The 25,300-nt window shown below is 44.6% G+C and carries 22 protein-coding genes; 5 read left to right on the top strand and 17 right to left on the bottom strand.

Going from position 1 to position 25,300, the window contains the following annotated elements:
* Positions 1 to 3 precede the first annotated feature (3 nt).
* Positions 4 to 1,296: a Gfo/Idh/MocA family protein gene (locus ACIFSR_RS11885; RefSeq protein ID WP_339207606.1), complete on the bottom strand. Its 1,293-nt coding sequence runs from the start codon at positions 1,294 to 1,296 to the stop codon at positions 4 to 6.
* 132 nt (positions 1,297 to 1,428) lie between these two features.
* Here ACIFSR_RS11885 and ACIFSR_RS11880 point away from each other — a divergent pair, with 132 nt between their 5' ends.
* From ACIFSR_RS11880 to ACIFSR_RS11865, 4 genes are all read left to right on the top strand, one after another.
* On the top strand, positions 1,429 to 2,280 hold the full coding sequence (locus tag ACIFSR_RS11880; RefSeq protein ID WP_430057534.1) for a helix-turn-helix domain-containing protein: 852 nt from the start codon (positions 1,429 to 1,431) through the stop codon (positions 2,278 to 2,280).
* Between the two features lie 160 nt (positions 2,281 to 2,440).
* Positions 2,441 to 3,445: a Gfo/Idh/MocA family protein gene (locus tag ACIFSR_RS11875; protein WP_430057532.1), complete on the top strand. Its 1,005-nt coding sequence runs from the start codon at positions 2,441 to 2,443 to the stop codon at positions 3,443 to 3,445.
* 41 nt (positions 3,446 to 3,486) lie between these two features.
* Positions 3,487 to 4,434, top strand: a complete 948-nt coding sequence (locus ACIFSR_RS11870; RefSeq protein WP_076267964.1) for an AraC family transcriptional regulator — start codon at positions 3,487 to 3,489, stop codon at positions 4,432 to 4,434.
* Between the two features lie 34 nt (positions 4,435 to 4,468).
* Positions 4,469 to 5,548, top strand: a complete 1,080-nt coding sequence (locus ACIFSR_RS11865) for a Gfo/Idh/MocA family protein (protein WP_339207603.1) — start codon at positions 4,469 to 4,471, stop codon at positions 5,546 to 5,548.
* Positions 5,549 to 5,623: 75 nt separating this feature from the next.
* Here the strand turns inward: ACIFSR_RS11865 and ACIFSR_RS11860 are convergent, their stop codons facing one another.
* The 8 genes from ACIFSR_RS11860 to ACIFSR_RS11825 form a co-directional block, all read right to left on the bottom strand.
* Positions 5,624 to 7,471, bottom strand: a complete 1,848-nt coding sequence (locus tag ACIFSR_RS11860) for a glycoside hydrolase family 9 protein (protein WP_430057529.1) — start codon at positions 7,469 to 7,471, stop codon at positions 5,624 to 5,626.
* A 30-nt stretch (positions 7,472 to 7,501) separates the two neighbouring features.
* Positions 7,502 to 8,197: an SDR family oxidoreductase gene (locus tag ACIFSR_RS11855; protein ID WP_339207601.1), complete on the bottom strand. Its 696-nt coding sequence runs from the start codon at positions 8,195 to 8,197 to the stop codon at positions 7,502 to 7,504.
* A 58-nt stretch (positions 8,198 to 8,255) separates the two neighbouring features.
* Positions 8,256 to 8,714, bottom strand: a complete 459-nt coding sequence (locus ACIFSR_RS11850) for a VOC family protein (protein ID WP_339207600.1) — start codon at positions 8,712 to 8,714, stop codon at positions 8,256 to 8,258.
* A gap of 249 nt (positions 8,715 to 8,963) precedes the next feature.
* Positions 8,964 to 10,013, bottom strand: a complete 1,050-nt coding sequence (locus ACIFSR_RS11845) for a LacI family DNA-binding transcriptional regulator (RefSeq protein WP_430057527.1) — start codon at positions 10,011 to 10,013, stop codon at positions 8,964 to 8,966.
* A gap of 169 nt (positions 10,014 to 10,182) precedes the next feature.
* Positions 10,183 to 11,385, bottom strand: coding sequence for a GTP-binding protein (locus ACIFSR_RS11840; protein WP_430057829.1), 1,203 nt, complete (start codon positions 11,383 to 11,385; stop codon positions 10,183 to 10,185).
* 527 nt (positions 11,386 to 11,912) lie between these two features.
* Positions 11,913 to 12,476: a hypothetical protein gene (locus ACIFSR_RS11835; protein ID WP_430057525.1), complete on the bottom strand. Its 564-nt coding sequence runs from the start codon at positions 12,474 to 12,476 to the stop codon at positions 11,913 to 11,915.
* A gap of 195 nt (positions 12,477 to 12,671) precedes the next feature.
* Entirely contained in the window at positions 12,672 to 13,061 is a 390-nt protein-coding gene (locus ACIFSR_RS11830) for a tautomerase family protein (protein ID WP_339207598.1), read from the bottom strand.
* Positions 13,062 to 13,152: 91 nt separating this feature from the next.
* The gene (locus ACIFSR_RS11825; protein WP_339207597.1) at positions 13,153 to 14,556 is read right to left on the bottom strand and encodes a PLP-dependent aminotransferase family protein; all 1,404 of its coding nucleotides are present in this window, start codon (positions 14,554 to 14,556) and stop codon (positions 13,153 to 13,155) included.
* A 103-nt stretch (positions 14,557 to 14,659) separates the two neighbouring features.
* Here ACIFSR_RS11825 and ACIFSR_RS11820 point away from each other — a divergent pair, with 103 nt between their 5' ends.
* The gene (locus ACIFSR_RS11820) at positions 14,660 to 15,205 is read left to right on the top strand and encodes a pyridoxamine 5'-phosphate oxidase family protein (RefSeq protein WP_430057523.1); all 546 of its coding nucleotides are present in this window, start codon (positions 14,660 to 14,662) and stop codon (positions 15,203 to 15,205) included.
* Between the two features lie 32 nt (positions 15,206 to 15,237).
* Here the strand turns inward: ACIFSR_RS11820 and ACIFSR_RS11815 are convergent, their stop codons facing one another.
* From ACIFSR_RS11815 to ACIFSR_RS11780, 8 genes are all read right to left on the bottom strand, one after another.
* Entirely contained in the window at positions 15,238 to 15,717 is a 480-nt protein-coding gene (locus ACIFSR_RS11815) for a GNAT family N-acetyltransferase (RefSeq protein WP_430057522.1), read from the bottom strand.
* A gap of 120 nt (positions 15,718 to 15,837) precedes the next feature.
* Complete coding sequence (locus ACIFSR_RS11810) at positions 15,838 to 17,700, bottom strand: glycoside hydrolase family 127 protein (protein ID WP_430057521.1); 1,863 nt, start codon at positions 17,698 to 17,700, stop codon at positions 15,838 to 15,840.
* A gap of 9 nt (positions 17,701 to 17,709) precedes the next feature.
* The gene (locus tag ACIFSR_RS11805; RefSeq protein ID WP_076267977.1) at positions 17,710 to 18,540 is read right to left on the bottom strand and encodes a carbohydrate ABC transporter permease; all 831 of its coding nucleotides are present in this window, start codon (positions 18,538 to 18,540) and stop codon (positions 17,710 to 17,712) included.
* Positions 18,537 to 19,475, bottom strand: coding sequence for a carbohydrate ABC transporter permease (locus ACIFSR_RS11800; protein WP_076268074.1), 939 nt, complete (start codon positions 19,473 to 19,475; stop codon positions 18,537 to 18,539). Before ACIFSR_RS11800 ends, ACIFSR_RS11805 begins: the two co-directional genes overlap by 4 nt.
* 84 nt (positions 19,476 to 19,559) lie before the next feature.
* Positions 19,560 to 20,996 carry an ABC transporter substrate-binding protein gene (locus tag ACIFSR_RS11795; RefSeq protein WP_430057519.1) on the bottom strand — a complete coding sequence of 479 codons (1,437 nt, stop codon included), beginning with the start codon at positions 20,994 to 20,996 and terminating at the stop codon, positions 19,560 to 19,562.
* Positions 20,997 to 21,120: 124 nt separating this feature from the next.
* On the bottom strand, positions 21,121 to 22,893 hold the full coding sequence (locus ACIFSR_RS11790; protein WP_430057517.1) for a sensor histidine kinase: 1,773 nt from the start codon (positions 22,891 to 22,893) through the stop codon (positions 21,121 to 21,123).
* 2 nt (positions 22,894 to 22,895) lie between these two features.
* Entirely contained in the window at positions 22,896 to 24,488 is a 1,593-nt protein-coding gene (locus ACIFSR_RS11785) for a response regulator transcription factor (protein ID WP_339207591.1), read from the bottom strand.
* Positions 24,489 to 24,714: 226 nt separating this feature from the next.
* Positions 24,715 to 25,284: a histidine phosphatase family protein gene (locus tag ACIFSR_RS11780; RefSeq protein ID WP_430057515.1), complete on the bottom strand. Its 570-nt coding sequence runs from the start codon at positions 25,282 to 25,284 to the stop codon at positions 24,715 to 24,717.
* Between the last annotated feature and the right edge of the window lie 16 nt (positions 25,285 to 25,300).

Below are 25,300 nucleotides of genomic sequence, written 5' to 3'. Positions count from 1 at the left end.
AACCTAGTTATGAAATTTCACAAGCTCATCAATTTGTACTGCGAGTCCCGTCTGGATTGAACGGTTTGCTGCAATGCCCGTTAGAATCGATCTTGCTCCATCAATATGATTCGCCGCCCTATGGAATGGGTCCTCTACAGGCGTTCCAAATAGATCGTTCAGCAATACCGGATCGCCGCCGCCATGACCGCCAACGCCTTCCTCTACCTCAACCTCGTAAGGAGCAGCAAACATTGGAAATACTTTAATCGACTGCTCTTTCAGCGCGCCCTCATCGGATTTCTCGCCGCCGGAATTCACATACGATTGTTCCACGATATTCATCTCGATGCGTCCCTTTGTTCCATTAAATGCAATGCGGTAGCCTTCCCATGGCAAATATGCGTTTAAGGAGTAGGTTAAGATCGCATTGTTTTTGTAGCGGACAAGCACGCCCATCGTATCTTCAATATTAATGCCGTCACCGAACACGCTTTGATCGCGGCGGTAGCCGTCCTCATGCTCCGCGTCCAAATACATCGCTTTCAAATGATCATTTTTGTCCAAATGCAGCGCAAATGGATCATTCTCAGCCAGTGGATTTCCCGTTGCGCGCTCATAAAATTGCGTCTCCCCGCGCTGCTCTGCATTTTCGCGACCATAGAACAAGAGATCACCAAAGGCAAATACCGACTCCGGCTGCGAGCCGATCCAGAAGTTCACGAGATCAAAGTGATGCGTCGATTTGTGCACCAGCAAACCGCCGCTGTTCTGCTTGTTGCGATGCCATCTGCGGAAATAATCTGCGCCATGCTGCGTATTAAGCAGCCACTCGAAGTGAACGGAGGTTACTTTGCCGATTGTACCATTAGCAATCAGCTCTCTAGCCTTCGTATGATGCGGCGCATACCGATAGTTGAACGTTACACGCACATTGCGCCCCGTCCGTTCAACCGCATCCAAAATTTGCTGGCATTTTTTCTCATCCACCGTCATGGGCTTCTCGGTTACAACATCACAGCCAAGCTCCAGCGCACGAATAATGTACGTATGATGCGTCCGATCCATGCTCGTAACGATGACCGCATCCGGCTTCTCCTGCTCAATCATTTGTTCAAATTCATTTGACTTGTACGTTTTTACAGCCTCATGGTTATATTTATCAACTAATATGCGATTCGCATAGTCCATCCGAGTTTGGTTAATATCACAAAAAGCGAGCAGCTGCGACGTTTCTCTGAAATCGGTTGCAAGAGCACCGTAGAAAAATTCTGCCCTGCCGCCGCTGCCTACCAATACATACCGTTTTTTTGCCATACTCATTATTCCTCCTCGATTCCAATTACCTTCATATTACTGCATGATAGTGATATAATTCTCTGCATATCCTGCTCTATTTCGATCAAACACCGCTTATTTTGCGATAAAATCAAAAGGAGTACATCCCTAATGAGCATTCAGCCCGACATCTACAGCTTTGGCTCTATATCCGACCTATACATTGAGTATACGAAGCGGACAGCACCCTACACGATGGAATACAATCACTACCACGACTATTATGAAATTTACTATATGCTGTCAGGGCAGCGGATTTATTTTATACGTGACCGTTCCTATTCCGTTGAGCAAGGCGACCTCGTCTTTATTTCGAAGCATGAGCTGCACAAAACGATGCAATCCGGCGATGCCGCTCATGAACGAATTATCATACACTTTGATGATGCCATGTTGAGCAAATTGGCAGGAGCCCATGCCAGCTTCTTATTGACGCCATTTGAACAGCAATCCCATATTATTCGTATGCCAATGCAAGAGCAGCTGGCGACAGCACAATTAATGAGCAGAACGCTCTCAGAGATCAGACAGCAGCCCGCTGGCTTCGAGCTGTTTCCTGCGTTTGCTGTAACGGAGCTTCTGCTGACTGCCGCTAGACATATTCAGCAGCATGAGCCAGTGCCTCTGCACCACGCAACTCCCATGCATGCCAAAATTTCAGAGGTTATCCGCTACATTAACGCTCACTTTGGGGAAGCGCTTCGGCTTGACGAGGTCGCAAAACATTTTTTCATCAGTCCCTATTATTTAAGCCGCATGTTCAAGGAGCTTACAGGTTTTACCTTCTCCGATTACATCATTCTGACCCGCATGAAGGATGCCCAGCGTCTGCTTCGCGAGTCCGATAGGAGCATTACCGATATTGCCGCTGCGGTTGGCTTTGATAACTTCTCCCACTTCGGTAAAACCTTTAAAAAGATAACCCGCCTATCCCCGCGTCAATATCGTAAGCAATATAGGTAAGAGAATTTAAGAGAAACAAATTTTTGTCGTAATTTCATACAAATATGGTCATTAAATTACACTAAAAATAAGCATAAAACTGTGTTAAATTATAGCTGTTGTCATAAATTTATATATGCAATGCAAATTCGCTAATAGATGCCCAGGGAGAGATGAACCTATGATTCGAATTGGTAAAATCAGTTATTGGCATGTACACGCATGGGATTATACGAAACAAGCTCAGGAGCACCCTGGTACGGAAATCGTTGCTGTATGGGACGAAATCGCAGAACGCGGTCAAGCAGCTGCCGAGAAGCTTGGCGTTACTTTTCATTCCGATCTTAATGAAATGTTGAGTCGCGATGATATTGACGCTGTTATTGTTGACGCTCCAACTTTCAGACACCAAGAGGTTATCGTAGCAGCGGCTAAAGCCGGCAAGCATATTTTCACAGAGAAAGTTATTGCCCCAACTCTTAAAGAAGTAAATGTTATACTAGATGAAGTAGCTAAAAATAATGTAAAATTAACTGTATCGCTTCCTCGTCTAAATGACGGCTATACACTGGCGATTCGCGATATTTTGTCACAAGGCGTACTTGGAAAAATCACACTCGTTCGTGCTCGTCTCTCACATAACGGAGCAACAGCGAACTGGCTGCCTGAACACTTCTACAACCTAGAGCAATGCGGCGGCGGCGCTTTAATCGATTTGGGCTGTCACCCAATGTATTTGACTAGACTTTTCTTGAATGAAATGCCAAAAGAGGTTTCTGCTCACTTTGGTTATGTGACTGGCAAAGAAGTAGAAGATAACGCAGTTGCGATATTGAACGCGCCATCTGGAGCAATCGGAATCGTAGAAGCCGGCTTCGTTAACAATCATTCACCATTTACGCTTGAGGTGCATGGAACTGAAGGAACGCTATTGTATGGCAATCCTGAGAGCCAGCTGCTGCTTCGCACTTCTACACCAGGAGCACAATCATCTGAGCAATGGACGGCACAAGTGATTCCGCCGAACAGAGAAAGTGCATTTGACCAATGGGTACAGCACATCGAGAACAACACGTCCGCTGACGAAAATGTAAGCCTTGCCATTGACTTAACAAAGCTGATGGAAGCTTCAAACCGTTCTGCTAATGAGCACCGTGCAATCCGCATCGATGAGCTGAGCGAGTAATACTACACACATAATTTGAACGACTCCAAGGAGTGATCGGCATGCCTAACTTTCCGTATGAGGTCATGCATGAACGCCAGGATGCGCTTGAACGCCTGGAGCTGTGCATCAGATGGGGACCCTACGACATCCATGTACTGCGCTTCCATCTGACGCAATTTCCTCCCGGCAGAATGATTGGATTTCATAAGCACGCGGAATATGAATTTCACTTCATACCGCAGGGCAAAGGAAAGGTCATTATTAGCGACCAGGAGTATGCGTTAAAACCTGGCATGCTATATTTAACTGGACCTGAGATCATGCATTATCAAGAAGCAGACCCGCTTGAAGCGATGGATGAGCTTTGTCTGCATGTCGATATCATTGATCGCACCGAGCAGAATAACGGCGAGGATGTTCATTCCTATGACGACTGGGAAGCTGCTGAAGCGCGAAATTGTATCGAGAAGCTCAAGGCACTTCCATTGTATCCAACAATGGATCTTCATCAAGCGATGCCTCGCTTTCTTGAAGCATATCAAGCTTGCAACGATAATTTTGTCGGCAGCTATACTACCATTAAGCAGACAGTTATCCAGATTTTAATGCGAGCGGTTCGCGCTTATGAAACAGCAAGTGAACAGAAGCATTTTCCAACGCGGGATATGAAGGCTTATCGTTATCGACTCGCCTTGGAGTATATTTACGCCAACTATGACGGCTTCATCACGCTTGAGGACGTTGCGGACAAGCTTAATTTAAGCTCTCGGCAAATTCAGCGATTATTCAAGGAGCTCCATCACGGACATACATTCAGCCGTATTCTTGAAGACATTCGGCTAGCTGTCGTATGCCGTGAGCTGCTCGAGAGTTCGCATTCGGTGGAGAAAATAGCTAAGTTATCCGGCTTTGCCGGCGGCAACTATTTACACGCTGTATTTCGCAAGAAATTCGGCGTCACTCCTTCCGAATATCGCAGAAATGCTCGTCAAACCGTTTCTCAATAAAAAAAATCATTATACTACTAGGAGGCTTTATAACATGTCTAAAGTATACAAACTTGCTATTATTGGCTGTGGCGGAATTGCAAACGGTAAACATCTACCTAGCTTGAAGAAACTTAAAAACGTTGAAATCGTTGCATTTTGCGATATCGTTGAACAACGTGCGATTGACGCAGCTGCTCAATACGGCGCAGAAGACGCGAAAGTATACACGGATTACACGGAGCTGTTGAACGATTCTTCCATTGAAGTTGTTCACGTATGTACGCCAAACGATTCACATGCGAACATTGCCATTGCTGCGCTTGAAGCTGGCAAACATGTTATGACTGAAAAGCCTATGGCCAAAACAGCTCACGATGCACAACGCATGGTTGACGCTGCTCGCCGCACTGGCAAGAAACTTACTGTTGGCTACAACAACCGTTTCCGTCCAGACAGCCAACACTTGAAAAAATTGTGTGAAGCTGGTGAGCTTGGTGACATCTACTACGCGAAAGCGCATGCTGTTCGTCGCCGTGCAGTTCCAACTTGGGGCGTTTTCCTTGACGAAGAAAAACAAGGCGGCGGACCGCTTATCGATATCGGTACTCACGCACTTGATTTGACGCTTTGGATGCTTGACAACTACAAGCCAAAAGTAGTGCTTGGTACTTCTTACCACAAGCTTTCGCAACGTGAGAACGCTGCTAATGCATGGGGCCCTTGGGATCCTGCGAAGTTCACGGTTGAGGATTCCGCATTTGGTATGATCGTTATGGAAAACGGCGCTACAATCGTGCTTGAATCCAGCTGGGCACTTAATACACTTGAAGTTGACGAAGCAAAATGTACGTTGTCTGGTACTGAAGGCGGCGCGGACATGAAGGATGGCCTTCGCATTAATGGCGAGAAGCATAGCCGTCTGTTTGCAACAAAGGTTGATCTGAATGCAGGCGGAGTTGCTTTCTACGATGGCAAAACAGAAAGCGATGCTGATCTCGAAATGAGAATGTGGCTGAAAGCTATTGAAGAGGACACTGAGCCTGTTGTTACACCAGAGCAAGCTTTTGTCGTTTCTCAAATTCTTGAAGCGATTTATGAATCATCCAAAACCGGCAAAGCCGTATATCTATAAGCTACACAAAAGGAACTGCCTCGCTTGGTCTATACAGACTTTGCAGGCAGTTCCTTTTTTTGTTCTTCTATTGAATTACTCCTTAGCGAAAAAAGAGGCCAATAAAATGACAGGAGCATTATAATCAATCGCGTATTCATTGCTCGAATAAGAACCTCTTACATCCAAATAAGCCATGGCAGGTGCGAGCCTATCCTTGACCGCATCCATATCAGGATCTCCGCCGTAACGATTCGGACCTCCAACGACTAAGCCTGGAATCAATACTCCAGTAGCTGCATTAATGCGGTGATGAGGCTCCAGCGGGAATTGACTGCCTATTCCCGTCACATAACTAAACCCCGTTGCACTTCGGCCAAATACATGATGCAGCTGCTCAAGCGCAGTAGCTCTGAAGCTAGCTTCTTCAGGCTTCATTAGGTTTGCAATCAGAAGGATACAGCCATAAGCAGCTCCGGATTTCACCGATGCCCACGTGTATTCCTCTGCGTTCAATAGGTTGAAATAGCCGTCTGCTTCGGATCTTGCAACAAGCTCCTTCGCTCGATCAATTACTGCTGTACGAATAAGCTCCTTCCACTGCTCATCCGCTTTCTCCGCACGATAGTACGCCCATTGACCAAGCAGCTGGGCATTCGCCCAGTTGACCGCCTGTGGGGAGCTCTTCAACAAATAATCAAACCGACTAGTAAGCACGTCGCTATAGCTGCTATTTCCCGTAGTGCGAAACAGCTCAGCAAGTGCCCACATCCTCTCTTCTGCATCGGTTTGCTTGCCATATCCGCCAGAGCCGTTATCCTGCATCGGATCCTGCCGGAAAGCAGCGGCTTCGTTTGCGCTCAAGTAGCTCTGTGCTTTCTCAGCCGCAGCTAACAAACGATTAGAAAATTTCTCGTCGAAGGGTTTATATATTCGAGCCGCCAGCGCTGTTGCACCCGCAAATTGAGCGGTGCCATACGTCGACAAACCATATACATAACGAGTTTGTGTATCCGTATCTGGCGTAACAAATCCAGTCCAAGCGGAGCCGCTCACTTTATGATAAACCGCACCGTCTGCACGCTGCATGCGCAGCATCCATTCCAGCTCATAACGCACCTCTTCCAAAATATCAGGAAGCGAGGAATTCGCAGTCTTTAACCCTTCAGGAAGCTTAAGTTGTCCCGCAGGAAATGCTTCTGGATTGAGGTCATAGGCGAGCAGCAGCTGAGCAACTGTAACAGCTGCAGGAGGTATGTACTTTCCATAGTCGCCAGCATCGTACCAACCGCCGGATACATCAATGAGATCACCTTTATGCGATACTCCATCATCAAAGAAGATCTCCGCTTGCGCATCTTGTAAATGTCCCGCTGTCTGCTTCAACTTCGTAATTGGATCGTCGATCGTTACGCCCGAACGCTGCAATGTATAAGATCTGAGCAGCGTAGCGAGCGCATCATCATATGGAGTATCTCCAATGACAAAAGGATAAGAACTGCCCGCCCCAGCGACCAGCAGTTTATATTCTCCAGCCGTTTGGAAGCTGGAGAAATCCGCTCTTCTTATTGTCTTTTGCGATGCTGCATCCGCAAGCGGCTCAGATAAGCTGCCCGTAAACATCGTGTTGCCATTGCTGTCTACTAACGAGAATTCCGCTCCGCTTGGCAACTCACCCTCTACGATGGCAAACTTCGCATGCGCTGTTCCATAGCCAACCTGATCCACCTTGACTTGTGTTCCTTGCTTAATTTCTGGCTGCGAGTCAGGTTCCGTTGCAATTGGCAATTCAGCATTGTTTATTGGAGCATTTCCTTGTTCCTGCTGCTTATTCAATGTATTCCCGCCTTCTGACCCTGATAACAGTCGAAATGATATCGTCACAACTAACAAAAGAGTAATGATTCCGCCTATGACATACAAAGTACGTCTGCGTATGCTCATCAGCCACCGCCAATTTTATTTTGTTCTGCCTTACAGATTCATAGGAGCGCCGTTATGATCAATAAAAAGTGCATCTGCTTCCGTTTTCCCCTCGACGATGTTCAAGATGCCAGCTGCAGATACTGTCGCATCTCCAGGCGCTTGCTCGCCTCCCATATCTGTTCTGATCCAGCCGGGATGAAGCGCATGAACAACAAATCCTTGCGGTGCAAGCTCGTTCCGCAGCTGAGCTGAGAACATGTTCAGAGCAGACTTAGACAACGCATACGAGTAGTCGCCCCCATAAGCGCCTGTAAAGCTTCCTGCTTCCGAGCTAATATTAATGATGCTTTGCCGCTCTCCTTTACGAAGCATAGGCAAAAAATGCTTGAGCACAACGATCGGCCCAAAAAGATTAGTCTGGAACGATTGCTCTACTTGCTCCAAGTCGAGCTGCTCCAGCTTCTGATCCCGTCCCAGCAATATCGCTGCACTGTTTATAACCGCATCCAGACTGCGAACTCGGTTTTCTGCTTGCTCGGAAGCGTAGCGAACCGAATTCTCATCCGTAACATCAAGCGGCAGGATCGTTACTTGATCCGGAAATTTTGCGAGCAGCTCTTGCAAGCCCTCTGCGGATGATCCCGGGCTGCGAACCCCAGCTAACACATAATGCCCTCGTTCGCATGCTTCACTAGCAATCGCTAAGCCAAGACCTCGATTGGCGCCTGTAATTAATATGTTCATACTGCTCATTCCTCCTATTCATTCATCACCTATATTGGGAAGCTTGTTATCGCATCATTTACTTTTTATCGTTTTCCAGCAGCTCCAGCATGATCTTCAAATTTTTAAAAGTATCCATATAAGCGTATCGTCCGCCGGTATACTCTCCCTTTTGAACCAATGCCATTCCGTTTTTCTCCATGGATGCTACAATTTCTTTCATGCCGTCAACGACAAACGCGATGTGATGCGGGCCTTCACCATGCTTGTCGAGATGCTCTCTCCACGTACTTGGATGTTCATCCGGCTCGATAAGCTCAAGCTGCAAGGAACCCATATCAAAAAAAGCAAGCTTAGCGCGAGCCACGGACGACTCCCCATTGTATTCCGTTTGTGCTTTATCTACCGTGTCAGTCCAAAACCAATTCGGCTTTTCTATTCCAAAAAAATCGGCATACGCCTGCGAGGTTGTATCAATATCATGAACTAATAATCCAATTTGAGTTACTGTACGTGTTCCAATCAAGTTTTTATCCATGCCAGTTTCCCCCTGTAGGTTGATTTTATCGTTATAAGTGCTGTAAAAGCCGTGTAATCACTATTCAATATCCGGATACTCCAATTCATTGAAATTCCTTCACCTACATCCGCATTCCCCCTCTCACAAAACTACAAAACGTGAACGCGCGTTCATTTGAAAGTAAAAAATAATGTGCAGTTCAAACCTAACTTTAGAAGCCATTATGCAAACCATAACGACCTCTAACTACGTAGGTCCTGGTCTTAACTATGAATCTTCTCTTGCCCTTTGGCAGGAATCACGGACAACAAGCTCCGTGCTTGCCGCAACCGGCTGATAGTCGCCCGAACCATTCTCAATGCTGGAGATCAAGGTTTTCGTTAATTTGTCCATCATGTCTGCAAAATCAACCCGAATCGTCGTTAATGCCGGGCTGGAATGTGCACTCAATATATGGTCATCAAAACCTACGATCGATACATCCTGCGGCACACGAATACCGGATTCCTTCAATGCTCGAATAGCTCCGAATGCAACGCTGTCGTTTGCCGCAAATAACGCTGTCGGCAATTCCATCTTGGATTTCATAAATTCCTTAATGGCCATGTAGCCGCTTGATTCGTTAAAATCTCCCGGCAGCATCCACTGCTGCACGAGCGGTAATTGATGCCTTGCCATTGCTGCTTGAAAGCCGCGCCACTTGGATGGTCCGGAGTATCTATTCATATCTCCGTTAATCATGCCAATTCGCTCATGTCCCAAGCTGACTAAATAATCAATCGCTTGCCCTACACCCGTTTCGTTGTCAAAGTTGAACACAATACGATTGGATTCGGTCCGTCCTGGCAAGTGCTGATCTACGATTGCCACCATAAATCCTTCGGCTATAAGCTCTTCAATAAGCGGTTCATGATTAGCTGCTCCAATGAACACGCCTCCATCGATTCTGCGCTGATAGAAGCTCTCCTTAATTGTACGAGCCTCATTCTGATCTTTCATATCGTGAACGATATGAGTCAGCACATAATATCCATGCGAAGAAGCGTTTTCAATAACCCGGGCAAGCAGCAAGCTTGAAATGCTGTCGCCGGATACTCGCCCGGAATCGGCCATAAACAAACCAATCGTTCGCGTGCGTTTGCCTGCCAGCACCTGCGCGGATAGATTAGGGTAATAATTGTATTGCTGAATAACCTTCAATACCTTTTGCTTTGTCTTCTCAGGAACATTCGCATAATTGTTAATAACACGGCTGACCGTGCTTCTGGAAACACCTGCTAGCTTAGCAATTTCCGTACTGTTAATTTCCTTGCTCAATCCTAGTCCCTCTTTCCGTAAACACGCGTTTATGAAAATATGGTACCAATGTTCCGAAGCGCTGTCAATTTATAATTGCAAGCTGCTTTAAAGATATTAAAATAGAAGCAGCCTCAAAGGTTTCCCTGAGGCTGCTTCTTATATAAAAACAACACTGACAGCCGAAATATCAGTACATCTGATCATTCATCGCATTCGGAAATTCATCAAGAAACACGTTCCAGTCAAGCGGCAGCTCCTCGTCTCTCAGCAGGCAGTGGTCGAGCGAATCGGTCAGCTGCTTACGATTCATCGCGATGCCGATAAGTACAAACTTATTAACACGATCACCATATTCCTCGTGCCATACGTTTGCGAGCTCTGGGTCTTCGAGCTGTAATTCTTCTCGTTCCGCATCCGGCAATGCAGCAGCCCATAAACCAGCCGGTCCAAACTGTATGGAAGGCCCTGCTTGGCTCAAGCTTTGGGCATACGCGCTACGAGTCGCAAGCCATACAATACCTTTGGCTCGAACGACTTCCTCTGGCCAGCGCTCCATCCAAGCTTTAAGACGCTGCGGATGAAATGGCTTCGCACGTTCGTATACGAAGGAGGATATACCGTACTCTTCCGTTTCCGGTGTATGTGATGGAGCTTCCAATTCCTTTATCCACCCTGCTGAACGACTAGCTTCGTCAAAATTAAACAACGACGTATTCAAAATTTCTTTCGGATTAACTTCGCCTTTGGAAGTACGAATAAACTTGGCGCGCGGCTGCATGGTCCGGAGAACCCCTTCTAGTTCCGCCAATTCCTCATCATCAACAAGATCACATTTGTTCAAAATAAGCACATCGCAAAACTCGATCTGATCAATCAACAAATCAACTACCTCGCGTATATCGTCTTCGCCAACGGCTTGACTGCGATCAAGCAATGTTTCACCTGATGCGTAATCATGCCAGAAGCGATAAGCATCAACGACCGTTACCATACAATCCAGCCTGCAATATTGTGTTAAATCAATCCCTTGCTCTTCATCGATATAGGAGAAGGTCTGAGCTACGGGAACAGGCTCACCAACACCAGTTGATTCAATCAGAATATAATCAAAGCGATTTTCTTTCGCTAAGCTCTCTACTTCCTTAAGCAAATCTTCCCTAAGCGTGCAGCAAATACAGCCATTGGACATTTCGACAAGCTTTTCTTCTGTCCGTGACAAGCCGCCCCCATCTTTAATAAGACTAGCGTCTATATTCAATTCACTCAAATCATTTACGATAACAGCAACTTTCAAGCCATCGCGATTATGTAGGATATGATTCATAATCGTCGTCTTGCCAGCGCCCAAATATCCGCTCAATACAGTTACAGGCAGTTTTTTAACAGTCATCATTGGCACCTCCAATTAATTTAAGCTTTCGATTAAACGTAATAATTACGATTATATAGCAAATAAAAAAAGCGAATTCAATTAATAGTAATCATTACGCTTAATGAGTATAACGATATCTTGCTAACTCGTCAAGATCGTATTTATTACAATTAAACAACCATGCTTTTTGTCCCATTTATCGTTTTTCCATAAAAAACAAACTTAATTGAGCATTAATTAATTTTGTTCGGAATATCTGATATCCTGCTATTTTATAAAGTTGAATGTATTATTTCCCCCATCCGAATACAATCTATATCCGTATTATCATTTAACACGACTAGTTTATTGCTGTTCGGCTCCAATAACTTGAAAATTTGCATCTTTTCCTTCTTTTTATGATTATAGTTCCACACGTACATTCTCCATATAGATTTGTTTGTAATTCCCTTTTTCAAATCCAAGCTTCTGTACAATAAATCTTTTTTGCACGAATGCACACAAACGAGCCCCCCTACTTTATTCAAGTTCATTCTCTCTATCCTTCAGTCATATCCGCCTTCTGCTTCTGGCAGTTTCTGATAGGCTTCCTTCCCTGCAACGATTTGATGAATGAACTGTCGCAGTTCCAGCAATTGTTTTGCATCCTTTGTTAACTCGCAATATTTCTCGGTCCAAGTAAATGTCTTGGATTCCCCGTTTATACTAACCTCCCAGCTGTCTTCCCCGTAAGGAGTCCGTTCACACCCTATAGCAGCAGGCTTTAAGTTTTTTGTTCCCATTATATTTATTTCTCTCATTTTCTCATAAATGATGCGCATCTCTTCTGTCGTAAACGCAATTTTTGCAGATGCAGTCCCGTTCATCACTAAATCCTTTGTAGCTGTATCTAAGAAAGTATTAATTTCATTTTTGTTTATTTCGCTGTATCCGTAACGCACCATGAAATCAAAATCACTCGGCATTTCTTTAGGCATATTGTTTGATTCTATAACGATACCATTTGTTGGTTGATGCTGATCAACCGTGTTTATCCCTGCACTCGTCCCCTTGCTGCAACCACTTGCGATAACTGCAAATAGGAGTAAAACTGAGCATAAACGTTTCATTTTAATGCCCCCCAATTGAATTTATGCAATGTTAAAGACGTAATTGGGAGATATTAGTTGCATCTATCCATCTCGTTCCTTTGTGAAATTATTCATATCCTCGCACCTCGCTAAGTGTATGATCATTACACAAAAAAAGCCGATGACCCCTTTGCTTTGGATTCATCGGCTTTCTATATTTGGACTCTCTCTGCACTACACATTAACATTATAGGAAAGCTGCAGTTCATCCCCTGGCAGGCCGCGAATGCCCCAGTTATATTTTGGAGTTTCAAAAATTGTTATTTCGATATCTTCAGGAGAAATATGCAATTGTGCTTGAATGTGATCAAAGAGCGAACGAATAAGCTGTTTTTTGGAATCGATGGAACGACCTTCAAATACGCTTATTTCGATAATCGTATACGCCTCGGTCCGTCCAGGAGCGTAATAAAAATCTTCTTTCTCCATTGCGAAAAAACGATGAAACTTCTTATCGAGCGGCATCTTAAATACATCCACTACACAGGAATGAATAACTTCTGATAATTGTTGTTTTATCGGATTTAATTGATCCTTAAGTCCAAAAACTTTCACCTGAGCCATTCTACTAATCACACCTTCCTTATTTCAACGGTTATTAGTTTAATCTTGTATTTTCAGTAAAATTATAGCACATGCAATTAGAATAAATCTCTTATGCTGAGCCAAACCAAGCATGGCTTAGCAAACGAATGCCTTCTTCAATATCATCCTCGCTCATTCCGCCAAATCCGAGCCATACAAGTGATGCCGGACAGCGCTCACTATCCATCCAATGTACATTCGGAGAATACACCTTCACCCCATTTTCTGCTGCCCGTTCGATCAGCTGGCCGCTTTCTCTGTCCTTAACATCAAGCAGCAAATGCAGTCCTGATTTGCTCCCAATGATACTTACACGATCTCCCATATACAGTGATATCGCAGTAACTAAAGCTTTATGCTTCGCTTGATACAGTCTTCTCATTTTGCGTATATGTCCAGCAAAATGTCCGCGATTCATAAACAAAAACACGGCCTGCTGAATGATAGGTGATGCAGGCTGACTGTAAACGGAAAATATCTCATCCCGCTTTTCTAGCATGTTTGTTGGCAAGACGATATAGCTTAATCGGGCCGCAGGTAAAAACGATTTCGAAAATGTCCCCATATAAACGACACGTTCTCTTGAGTCCAATGCTTTAAGAGAGGGAATCGGCTGGCCAACATATCGAAACTCACTATCGTAATCATCCTCGATAATGACAGCGTCGTTTTGGTTTGCCCACTGAAGCAGCTTCATTCGTTTCTGTACTGACATCACCATGCCTAATGGAAATTGATGTGATGGTGTCACATACACTGCGTTGGCATTGCTTAATTGCAGCTCTTCTATGTTCAAGCCATCAGAATCGACCAAAATGGGCGTAATTTTGCAGCCATGATTTTTAAAAATCGTTCGAACGCCATTATAGCCGGGTTCTTCCATAGCTATGTTTTGCCCCCCTAGAGAGAAAAACTGTAATAACATGCTAACGGCAGGTTGTGTTCCGGAACAAATGATAATTTGATTGGAGCTGCACGATACTCCGCGAGATTGAAATACGTATTTTGCAATTTCTTCCCTAAGCTCCTCTTCTCCTTGTGGATGTCCATAACCCAATATTCGATAAGGGTCACCATTTAAACCATCCGACAAACATTTTTTCCATATCTTCATCGGGAAACGATGCCATTCAATATCACCATAGTTAAAATCATACCGATACCTTTTCCAATTAATATCCTTAGTGGAGCCCACTTGAACTGAATCTCGATTGGTATTCACATCCTCTAGCGGCAGCACTCTTATCCCATTCCGACTTTTACTATCCACATACCCTTCTGCAAGCAGCTGCTGATAAGCAGCTTCTACAGTGTTTTTGCTAATCTTCAAATAGTGTGCCAACTCACGAATCGATGGAAGCTTAGTACCTTCAGCCATTAATCCAGATTCAATTTGATCCTTAATATACGTATACAGCTGCGAGTATAAAGGATGTTTTCCCTGCTTATCGAGTAAAGGAGTAATCTCAATCATATGCAGCACCTGACCCCATGAAATATTCGGAATCTGCCCCTTTTCACAGGGACAATTGTTCATTACTATTACATTATCATAAAGACAAAGGGTGTGCCTAAATATGTTTCCTGTAAGATTACAGAAAAGAGAGTGTACTGATCAGGGCAAGATTCAATCCTTTTTATTAAACGCAAAAACAGGATTCCTTGGCCTATCTGCCGATGGAATCCCTTACGTTGTTCCGTTAAATTTCACTTGGCTGAACGACACTGTTTATTTTCACGGTGCTGCTGAAGGGCGGAAAATCTCCTATATCGAGCAAAATCCAGAAGCTTGTTTTACCGTAAGCGAAGAATATGGAACATTAACTGACCCCGTGCCTGCTCATACCGATACCTCTTATATGAGCGTTATGGTTTCTGGGAAAATACAGTTTGTTAATGAAATAGACGAGGCTTCAAAAGCTATGCAAAGCATGCTGGACAAATATGTGCCTGGCTACTATAAGCAACCGTTGTCCAAATCGCATTTGGAAAAATACGAATCATCTTTGGGAAGTAAAACCAAAGTTTTTAAATTAATAGCAGCTTCCATCTCTGCGAAAGAAAACGAGAAAGTAGAGAGCGCTATGTTTTATCCAGGTAAAACGGTACACAACGATTTGTAATAACGATTAGACAACGAAACTCGTAATCATCATTACCGATGAGCAATCGTCAATTGGAACTTTTGCCTTGAACCGCCTTCGGGACCGTTTGGAATCGATTCCTCCAAGGGAATGAAACCAAATTTTTCATAAAGGCGCCTTGCAGGCATCCCGTCTGGAATATCATCGCCAAATGTTGTGACTGCTATTTCTGAAGGAACATCTACAAGCGTTAGAACATGATTCAGCAATGCCGATGCCACGCCTTTATTTCTTGCTTTAGCGGAGACAGACAACCAGCCGATTTTGTAGCTTGGGGCGTTAGATGTAGAAAGCAATAGTCCCCCTAACAGGCTGCACCCTGGCGAACCATCATATTCCCGCACGCAGAACGCGCGATTTTGAAGTATATTTCTCTCTAGTGCCAGAACAAAGTTTGGATCATCTACCATTGGGCCAAAGAGGTACTCCACCTCAGCAGCCAGCTCTAACCATCCATTTAGATCTTCTAATGTTGCGTTTACGACATTCATTTATTATGTCTCCCTTTAACTGCTTCCTGAACAAAAAACCGAAAGATAGACACTTTATAAAAAAGCGTCTTGTCTCTCGGATTTTTGCTTATCTATCTATTTCATTTTAAAGCATTCTGCTTAATAACGATATAAGTGACGATCTTCTTTTTCACGAATCCATACCTGCATGAAGCCCGCATCTCGGTTATCCCATGCATAATAAGGAATAAATAAACAAGCGCTGCCTTCAGCCACTTTTCCTTTCAGAACAGTCACGCCGCCAAGCCATTCTGCTCGGTGCTCAATGAATAGCGGGTCATGTGCTGCAAGAGAAAATTCATCGTAGGATAACTCCATATTATCAGTCTGCTCTATGCAGTACACCACAGGTCCGCGCTGCAGAGCAATTCTTCCAATGTTAGCTTCCACCTCCGGCCGTGACCGAATAACTTCAACTGGCATATCCAGCTCTAATACAATGGAGTCTCCCTGTGTCCAGCAGCGATTCAATACGAGATAACCATTTTCGATCTTTCCTTCCGATGGCTGCGGCTGCTCCCCTAGAAGCGATAGCTTATATCCTCTGCACCAGCCAGGAACACGAAGCCGGATATCGAACGTTTCCGCTTGATCCAAGATTACCGCAACTTCGATTTTTCCATCCCAAGGATACGCGGTTGTCTGCTTAAGTTTGACGGTTGTCCCGCCTTTTATTTCCAAAGCAGTTTCCCCGTTCATGTATTGATTGACGACTACTCCAGCATCCGTAGCAGCATAAGCATATTGTCCAATGGATGGTAAAAATCTAACTAGGTTAGTCGGGCAGCAAGAAGTGCCAAACCAATCGACTCGATGATGCTCGCCCTTTGATGCAAGCGGATTGACGTAGAAAAATTTGTCGCCAGACAACGAGATTCCCGCTAAAGCGCCATTGTACATTTCCCGCTCTACAACATCAGCATATTTGGCATCGCCAAACAACAAGTTCATCCGGTGATTCCAAAAAACCATAGCGATCGCCGCACAGGTCTCGCAGTAAGCCGATTCATTTGGTAGATCGTAATCATGTGTAAAGCCTTCATTATGCTGAGATGGCCCGATGCCGCCTGTCACATACATATTCCTTTCAACCGTATGCGACCAAACGCGGTGCAGCGCATCAATATACGTCTGATCACCGGAAGCATGCACGACATCAGCCATCGCGGTGTACAAATACATCGCTCGTACAGCATGTCCTGTTACCTTCTCGATATCGCGAACAGGTACATCATCCTGGCAGTACGCAGGGCCCCATTTCTCTTTGTCCCAAATGGCACCTTTACCATGACCATGACCTCGTTCTTCAAGCAGCCAAAGCGCCAGCTTCCAATAACGATCCTCGCTGGTCGTGCGGTAAAGCTTCACAAGCGCAAGCTCAATTTCCTCATGCCCTTCCACCCAGTGCCGCTTGCCAGGGCCAAATACGCGATCATAATGATCAGCCATTTTGCATGCTACATCCAGCAGCTTCCGCTTTCCTGTCGCTTCGAAATAAGCAACCGCTGCTTCAATCAGATGGCCGCCATTATACATCTCGTGTTTTTCCATATCCGACCATTTGAGATCAGGCGCTTCAAGCGTGTAATAAGTACTTAAATATCCATCCGCTTCCTGCGCCGCAGCTATGAGCTCAATAATCCGATCGATCTCTGCTTCCAGTACTGGATCACGATCCGTCATAAGTGCATAAGCGGCACCTTCAAGCACCTTATACACATCGGAGTCGTTGTAATACATCCCTTCAAATTTGCCTTCCAGCAGTCCGCCTGCTATTGCAAAATTGTCAATTCGGCCTGTCTCCTCGCATTTGACTAAACATGTCTTCATCGTAATATTTTTGAGAACTTCCAGCCGCGGCCTCCAGAAAGCATCATTGATCTCAACTTTCGTAAAAGGTACGTTTTGCCAGCCTTTTATCGCCTTCGTTTCCGTTAATGTCATGTCTAACCATCCTTTCATCGCTAATTGTTATCCTTTCAATCCCGTTAACGTAATGCCTTCCAGAAAATAACGCTGGCCGATTAAAAATACGAGCACGCAGGGCATAACGACAGTTGCTGAAGCCGCCATGAGCAAATCCCATTGCGCTGTATAGCTGCCTTGAAACATTTGCAAGCCAAGTGCTAGCGTAAAGCGGCTGTCACTCTTCAAATAGATAAGCGGCCCCATGAAGTCATTCCATGAACCTAAGAAGGTAAATAGCGCAACGACGATAACAGCCGAACGGCTAAGCGGCATAAGAATACGCCAGTAAATTTGAAAATAATTAGCCCCGTCCACAAAAGCAGCCTCGTCAAAGTCACGCGGAATCGTCATGTAGAATTGGCGCAGCAGGAAGATATTAAAGATACCTCCGCCAAAGAACGCCGGTACGATAAGCGGATAGAACGTATCATAGAAGCCCAGTGTTTTCCATCCAAGAAAGCTCGGAATTAACGTAACCGCAGCAGGCAGCATCATGCTGGTCATGAGGATTGCAAAAATCGTGTCTCTGCCTTTCCACTGAATACGAGAGAAACCAAAGGCTGCGATCGTACTCGTCAGCACAGTTCCGATAATAACGCTGAAAACTATAATAAGCGTATTCTTGAAAAATTGTCCGAAAGGCAGCACGGTAAGTGCTCTCTCGTAGTTATCCCATTTAAAAGGATTTGGAATCCATTCCGGCGGCATAACGAAAATTTGCGATAAATCCATCACTGAGCTTCGAATCAGCCAAACGAACGGAATAATAAACATAACTGAAATAATAATAAGGGCCGCATAACCTGCTGTCAGCTTGAGCTTGGACTCTCTCATGATTTTTCCCCCTCGTAGTAAACCCAAGATTTCGAGGTTTTGAATACGATAAACGTAAAGAACAAAATAATGATAAATAGAATCCATGCCAGGGCAGATGCATAACCCATCTCTGTATCACGGAATGCTGTACTCCACAAATAAAACACGAAAAATAAACTTTTATTATTCGGCCCGCCCTGTGTCAAAATGTAGGCTTCGCTAAACACCTGGAAAGAACCGATAATCGTCATGATGGTATTAAAGAAGATTGTTGGCGTTACCATCGGGATCGTAATATGGCGCAGCTTATGCATCCAACCTCCGCCATCGACATCAATGGCTTCATAGTACTGCTTCGGAATACCCGAAAGCCCCGCTAGAAAAATAATGACCGTGCCGCCTATTCCCCAAAGCGTCGTTAAGACAACAGATGGAATAACACTGCTCTCGCCAAACAACCAGTTGCTTGTCGGCAAATGAAGCCATGCGAGCACCGTATTAACTAAACCAAGGTCTGGATTAAGCAGCCACAGCCATATCATGGACGATGCAACCGCTGGAACGATACTTGGCAAATAAATAATGGTGCGGAACAACGATCTACCCTTTACATTCATATTAAGGAGCAGCGCCAACAGAAAAGAGATGATGATAACGGCAGGTACCCGCAAAATAACAAAATAGAAGGTAACGCCTAGTGATTTATAAAATAAATCATCTTCACCTGAGAACAGCTTGGCGTAATTATCGAATCCAATAAATGAGGTTGTATCCTTGAACACGCTGTAATCGGTTAAACTGAGCACCAAACTAGCAATCATAGGACCAAGCGTAAATATGATGAAGCCTAGTATGGCAGGAGCTGTAAACAATAACCCGTAGAATAATGCCTTACGCTCTCTTATGCGACTTTTTTTACTGACTGCTGGAATGGTTTGCGCAGGAATATCCATGCCCATACTTGCCTCCTATCCTAAGAAGACGGCGGTCTTCAGGAAGAACGCCGTCAATCCGACTATAGTTCTTTCTTTAAATGGTTATTGTACGTCACGGCGTCCTTGAACCTGTGCTTGTGCTTTCGCAGCGATAGAATCCATTGCCTCTTGAGCGGTTTGCTGACCTAACCAAACTTTATCAAGTGCTGGATTAACGATATCCATAATTTTATTAAAGTTTTTCACATAAGCGGTTGGTGTTGCATGGCTGTTGCTCAATACCATCTCAACGACCGCATCCTTGTAGCCCGATGGGCGAGAAGGCAGGTTTTCAGTCCATCTGGTTAGGTAAGATTCATCCGTGTACCACTCTTTATGAGATGGCATCCAAGTGCCGGCAGTTAGCAGCTCGATTGAAGCTTCAGGATCAATCAGTGCCTTCAAAAGCTCCCATGCTTCCTCCGGATGTTTTGTTGATTTAAACATCGAGAACATGCCAGAAACGACAGTCGTCATCGGCTGTTTCATAACGGGGAGCACGCCAACGTTAAAATTGAATTTGGATTGTGCCAAGCTTGTGCTTGCCCATTGACCATCAAATGCCATCGCTACTTTTTTGGTTTGCAGCGCAACGTTGGTGCCTGGTATATTTTTCGCTTGAACAGGTGACGGCGCTACATGATGAACATTAATAAGATCGGAAATCTTCTGAATAGCTTCTACAGCTTCTGGCTGGTTCAGAGCAAAGGTTTTGCCGTCCTCAGACAAGAAGTCTCCGCCATTCGAATAGATGAAGTTGCTGTATGCGCCCCACCAAGTTGGTACGTTGACTCCGAATTGTTTAATATTTTTAGGATCAAAGCCTTCTTCTGTCGCATTCTTGCCTTTGTTGTCAATCGTAAGTTTCTTCGTAACCTCTACGAACTGATCCCATGTCCACGCTTCAGAAGCTTTGGCTGGCGGAGGTGTTAAGCCTGCATCCTTAAATACATCTTCGTTATAAAATAAAGCAAAAGATTCTGGGCCAGGCGCAATACCGACTACATTGCCTGGCTCCGAGGAATACATAATGTTAGGAACGAGTCTATCCACAGTCAACTCCGTATCCTTATCAAGGAAATCCTGAAGGTTAACGAACTTGCCTTCTTCCGCTAAAGGAAAAGCGATCGTGCTGGACTCCATCATGGCAATGTCCGGCTCATCGTTGCCGGCTACCATGGTCGTTAATTTCGTATCGTAATCCGCTGAAATGGCTTGGAAATCAACTTTAATATTTGTATGCTTAGCCTCAAAACTAGCGACTGCTTTCTTAAATGCTGCGATCTCATCAGGTGCGCCCCAAGCGGTAAGACGCAGTTTGATCGGATCTTTGGATACATTTTCACCGCTGCCTGTATTTTCGGTGTTGCTTGAGCCATTCGTCGCCCTAGCCTGAGAATTTTTGTTACCCGAATCAGACTTCGTGCAAGCCGATAATACGCTGATTGCCATAAGCAGCACAACTAAGAGAACGGAAACCGATTTCCATTGTCTTCTCATATTCGTAACGAGCCCCTTTCATTTATCCATCTCATTGGCTCATAGCTGCAGTCTATGATGGTTTTATTGTAATCGATAGATAACGCTTTCAAAACCCGAGTATTATTGGAATGGTGGACTATTATTAGGTATCGAGCGGAAGTCTTATCAGAATGCTGGCACCTGATCCTGGCACGGACCGGATCTCGATGCCGTATTCATCACCGTATGCCATCTGTAAACGGGAGATCGTATTTTTAATGCCGACCGAAGAAGATTGTTTGTACAAAATCACCCTGATCATCTCTTCGCTTATTCCTCGTCCATTATCCCTAATCTCAAAAAAACGTTTTCCCTCCTCTGCCCAGCCGCGAATGAGGATAACGCCCCCCTCTTCCATCTGATTAAACCCGTGCAAAATAGCATTCTCAACAAACGGCTGAAACAGCAGCCTAGGCAGCTTATGATCATAAAGGATCGGATCAATTTCATAGTTAACGGTAAACTTGCCTTCGAACCGCGCAGACATAATATAAAAGTAGTTTTTCATCCATTCGATTTCCTCTGACAGATGAACGGCGCCCCATTCCTTCCGAGAAGTATAATGCAGCATATTGGACAAACAGACGAGCATCTTGCTTAACTCCTTCTGATTATTTTCAATCGCTGTCCAATTCATAATATTGAGCGTGTTATACAGAAAATGAGGATTCATCTGCATATTGAGCGCATGAATTTCTGCTTCCTTTTCCTTTAGCTTAATCTCATAGTTTTCTTTGACGAGCAGGTGAATCCGATCATTCATCCGGTTAAATCGCTGCATCAAGATGCCGAATTCGTCATTCGTGCTGACTTCCACGCGGGTTTGAAAATCGCCTTCGCCAACGGATCTCATCGCTCCGAGCAGCTTCTTAATCGGACCTGTGATGCGGCTTAATATAAAATAGGCAAATAAAAATGCAATTCCGCTCAATATAGCAGCTAACACAATCGTTGAGGTTCGAATAACAGGCACAAGGTTGCTTACCAATGCAGACTCTGGCGTTATTACGATCGACAACCATCCGGTTACGGTTGAGCGGTCAAAGCATATGATCATATTCTCGCCGTTCAGCTTCATTCGCTGAGTACCGCTTCCCGTCATGCGGAATGAATCCACCCAATTCTCGTTGAAGCTTTTTGTCACTTGTGACACATCACTGCCGGCAACTACCATGTCGTTCGAATCTAATACCATATAGCGGGAACCGACTGGTATGCTCTTCTCAAACAGGGCATCCAGTACGGTTGATTTGAAGCTTATCGTAAGCACTGGACGCTCCACATTCGGATTCAGCTTAATTAATGTACTGTCTTCCATATGTGAGAAATTGAGCAAACGCGTGGCTGAATATAAATAGCGATAATCGATCATGCTCTTGGAAAGATAAGACTGATCAAACATCTCCGTAAAATCATAGGTAGGATACCAAATCATTTTTCCACCCGCATGCACAGCTTGCTTGTAAATAGTTGAAAGTGTAGGATCTCCTTGCGGCATATTTTGCGAATTGCCGAAGGTGAAGTAAGAAGTCCAAAGCTGATAGGCGTACACATCATTGTTTTGTGAAAAGTATTTGCTGAGAATAGTAGATACGCGTCGATCAGCTGCCAGCAGCTCCTCAGCCTTTGCTGGATTCAGCTGACTGAAAATTTGAAACAGATCCTTGTCTACGAACAAGGCCAAACTGTTCTGATCGACAACTTTGAGCTTCGTATCGATGACTTCATTATTTTTTTTGACGATCTCATAAACATTTTTTTGCGCTTGCTCCGTCACAACCTTAAGGCTTGTTCGATAAAATAAAGTGCTTAACACAAGGAACGGCAAAGCAATTAGAATGATATAGCTGATGAACAACCGTGATCGAAATGTCATATTCATATCTCGTCTCTATTCGTTGTAAGGGATTTGTGCTTATAAGCTTCCGGCGATAGACCATTCTGCTTCTTGAACACTCGGCAAAAATACTTCGTATCGCGATAGCCGCATTGCGCAGCTATATCATAAATTTTCAAATGGCCATCTCTGAGCAATTGTTTTGCCCGTCGCATCCGAGCCTCGGTAATATGGTCAGAAAAAGACTTTCCGGTACGGCTTTTAATCAATGTGCTGAAATAAGACGGATTAAAGGCAAACTGTTCAGCTGCCATCTCTAGTGTCAAATCCTCCATATAATTCTCTTGTATCCAGCTCAAGCACTGTTCCATAATAATCTCGTTTTTCCCTTGCTTCATGTTCCGTAACGCTTGGTGCAGATCACGAATTTGAGACTCCAAGAGCGCCAGCAGCTCACCATAACTATCGCATGCAGGTATTTCCGTTACGACAGTATTCGTGAGGACGCTTCCAAAGTTTCTTTCGACAACATCTCTTGTTCTGCTTTTAAGCTTCATAAGTGTGAGTGAGGCACACTCTTTAATAAGCTGCGGCTCCGTGTGGCCCTCGCCTGCCAGTTCTTGAAAGGCAGATCGGCACAGCATGATGGCAGCCATTGGATCGTTATCCTGCAACGCTTCAAAAAGCCGCTCCCCATCTAAGTGAAAGGACTTGCTGGAGTGGTTCAGCTCATCATGAAATAGGACCCCTTGCCAGCAATCATGGAAATTATACTCACATGCAGTTTGAGCCGTTCGGTAAGAATGCGGCAGCTGCTCTACTAAAGATAAACAGCTCGTCCCCATGCCATGAACAAGCCGGCCATACGGCAGCCACTCCTTGTTTGTTTCGCTAAATGCCAATCGAATCTCATCGCGTCTAAGGAATGGGCTCGGCGTACGCACTATGGTAATCGCTTGGAATACGTCTTCTCGAAGCGAATTAATAGAGAAGGTACTGGCTTGACCGTAGCAGGACCCTAAATGCTCCAGCTGCTGCATCAACGCAGGTGTATAGAGGCTCTTATCCTCGTCAAGATGAATGGTGAGTTCAGAAAAGATAACTGTACCGCTTCCTTGCACAATTTCGAGCGCTTCAAGCTCCACTTGCTCCGCTGCTGATAGATTGCCGCTTAACCATGACAAAAGCAGATTGTTCTGGTAGGCAGAGGAGGTTAACTTAAGCCGATGCTGCAGTTTTTCGGAAGCTTCACTCTGCATGGACTCCGCCGCTAGTTGTGCATCAAGCCGCCCCAAAATATCCTCCACTTTATCTATATCAATCGGCTTCAACAAGTAGTCATAAGCGCCATGACGCAGAGCAGTTTGCGCATATTCAAATAAATTATAAGCCGATACCATAACTACCTTCGGTCGATGTTCCTTATCCTCAAGCCATTTCAATAAAGTCAATCCATCCATATTAGGCATCTGGATATCCGTCAGTACAATTTGCGGTTGATCCTGTTGAATGATAGCGATAGCAGCTGCCCCATCCTTCGCTACTAATATTTCAGCTTTTGGCCGCATCGCACTAACTAATTTAGCCATTCCTCTGAGATGCCTTGGCTCATCGTCTACAATTAGTATTTTCAATTCGCTCACGCTCCATCTTCATGCGGTCGCTTTCACTCATTTACTGATGAATTTCCGCATTAGTTGTTAATTTAATAGCGAGTATAACACTAAATATCTGGTCTGTTGCAAAAAAATAATACATGATCCTATATATGTAATGAACGATCTCGTTGGAATGATAGCATACAAAAAGGCCATCCTTTGCAGGATGACCATTGGTTTCAATGGATTCTCGTCGCCTTACTTAAGTCCATATCCTTTCCACATGCTCAAGCTTATTCAGATTAAATGTTAATTTATAAATATCTGGCTTCGAGGTCGTATTCCAAAAATCAAATCCAAACTTATGATCATAATGGTTCATAATGATCGTCATTATATTTCCATGTGTACCCAAAACAATGTTTTTACCTCGGTGCTCCTCCAGTATTCTCTCTATGACGGGTATCGCTCTTTGTTGTACGCTTCGAGTCGTTTCGCCGCCCTCCAAAGCAAAATCGATATCGATAAAAGATTTCCTTATCGCTTCATACAGAACGTCCCAAGTAGCCTTATAATCCAAACCCTTTATCGCTCTTTCCACCAGTTCTTCATACTCTACAATCGTCATCGCTTTCCGCTTTGCTAAAAGCTCAATCGTCTGCACCGCTCTGGTGTAGGAGCTGGATGCCATAAAATGAATATCGACATCGCCCAGCACCTCTGCAACACGTTTTGCTTCTAAGAAACCCTCCTCCGAAAGCCCGCGCGTTCGTTCTTGTCCAAATTCAAAAGGCGATTCTGCGTGTCTAACCATATAAATGACCGTATTCATAGGTTTATCCTCCGTT

It is taken from the genome of Paenibacillus sp. NRS-1760 (assembly GCF_050467785.1).
GTDB lineage: Bacteria > Bacillota > Bacilli > Paenibacillales > Paenibacillaceae > Pristimantibacillus.
The sequence above is the reverse complement of the archived record's forward strand: the minus strand, read 5'-3'. Positions and strand labels throughout refer to the sequence as shown.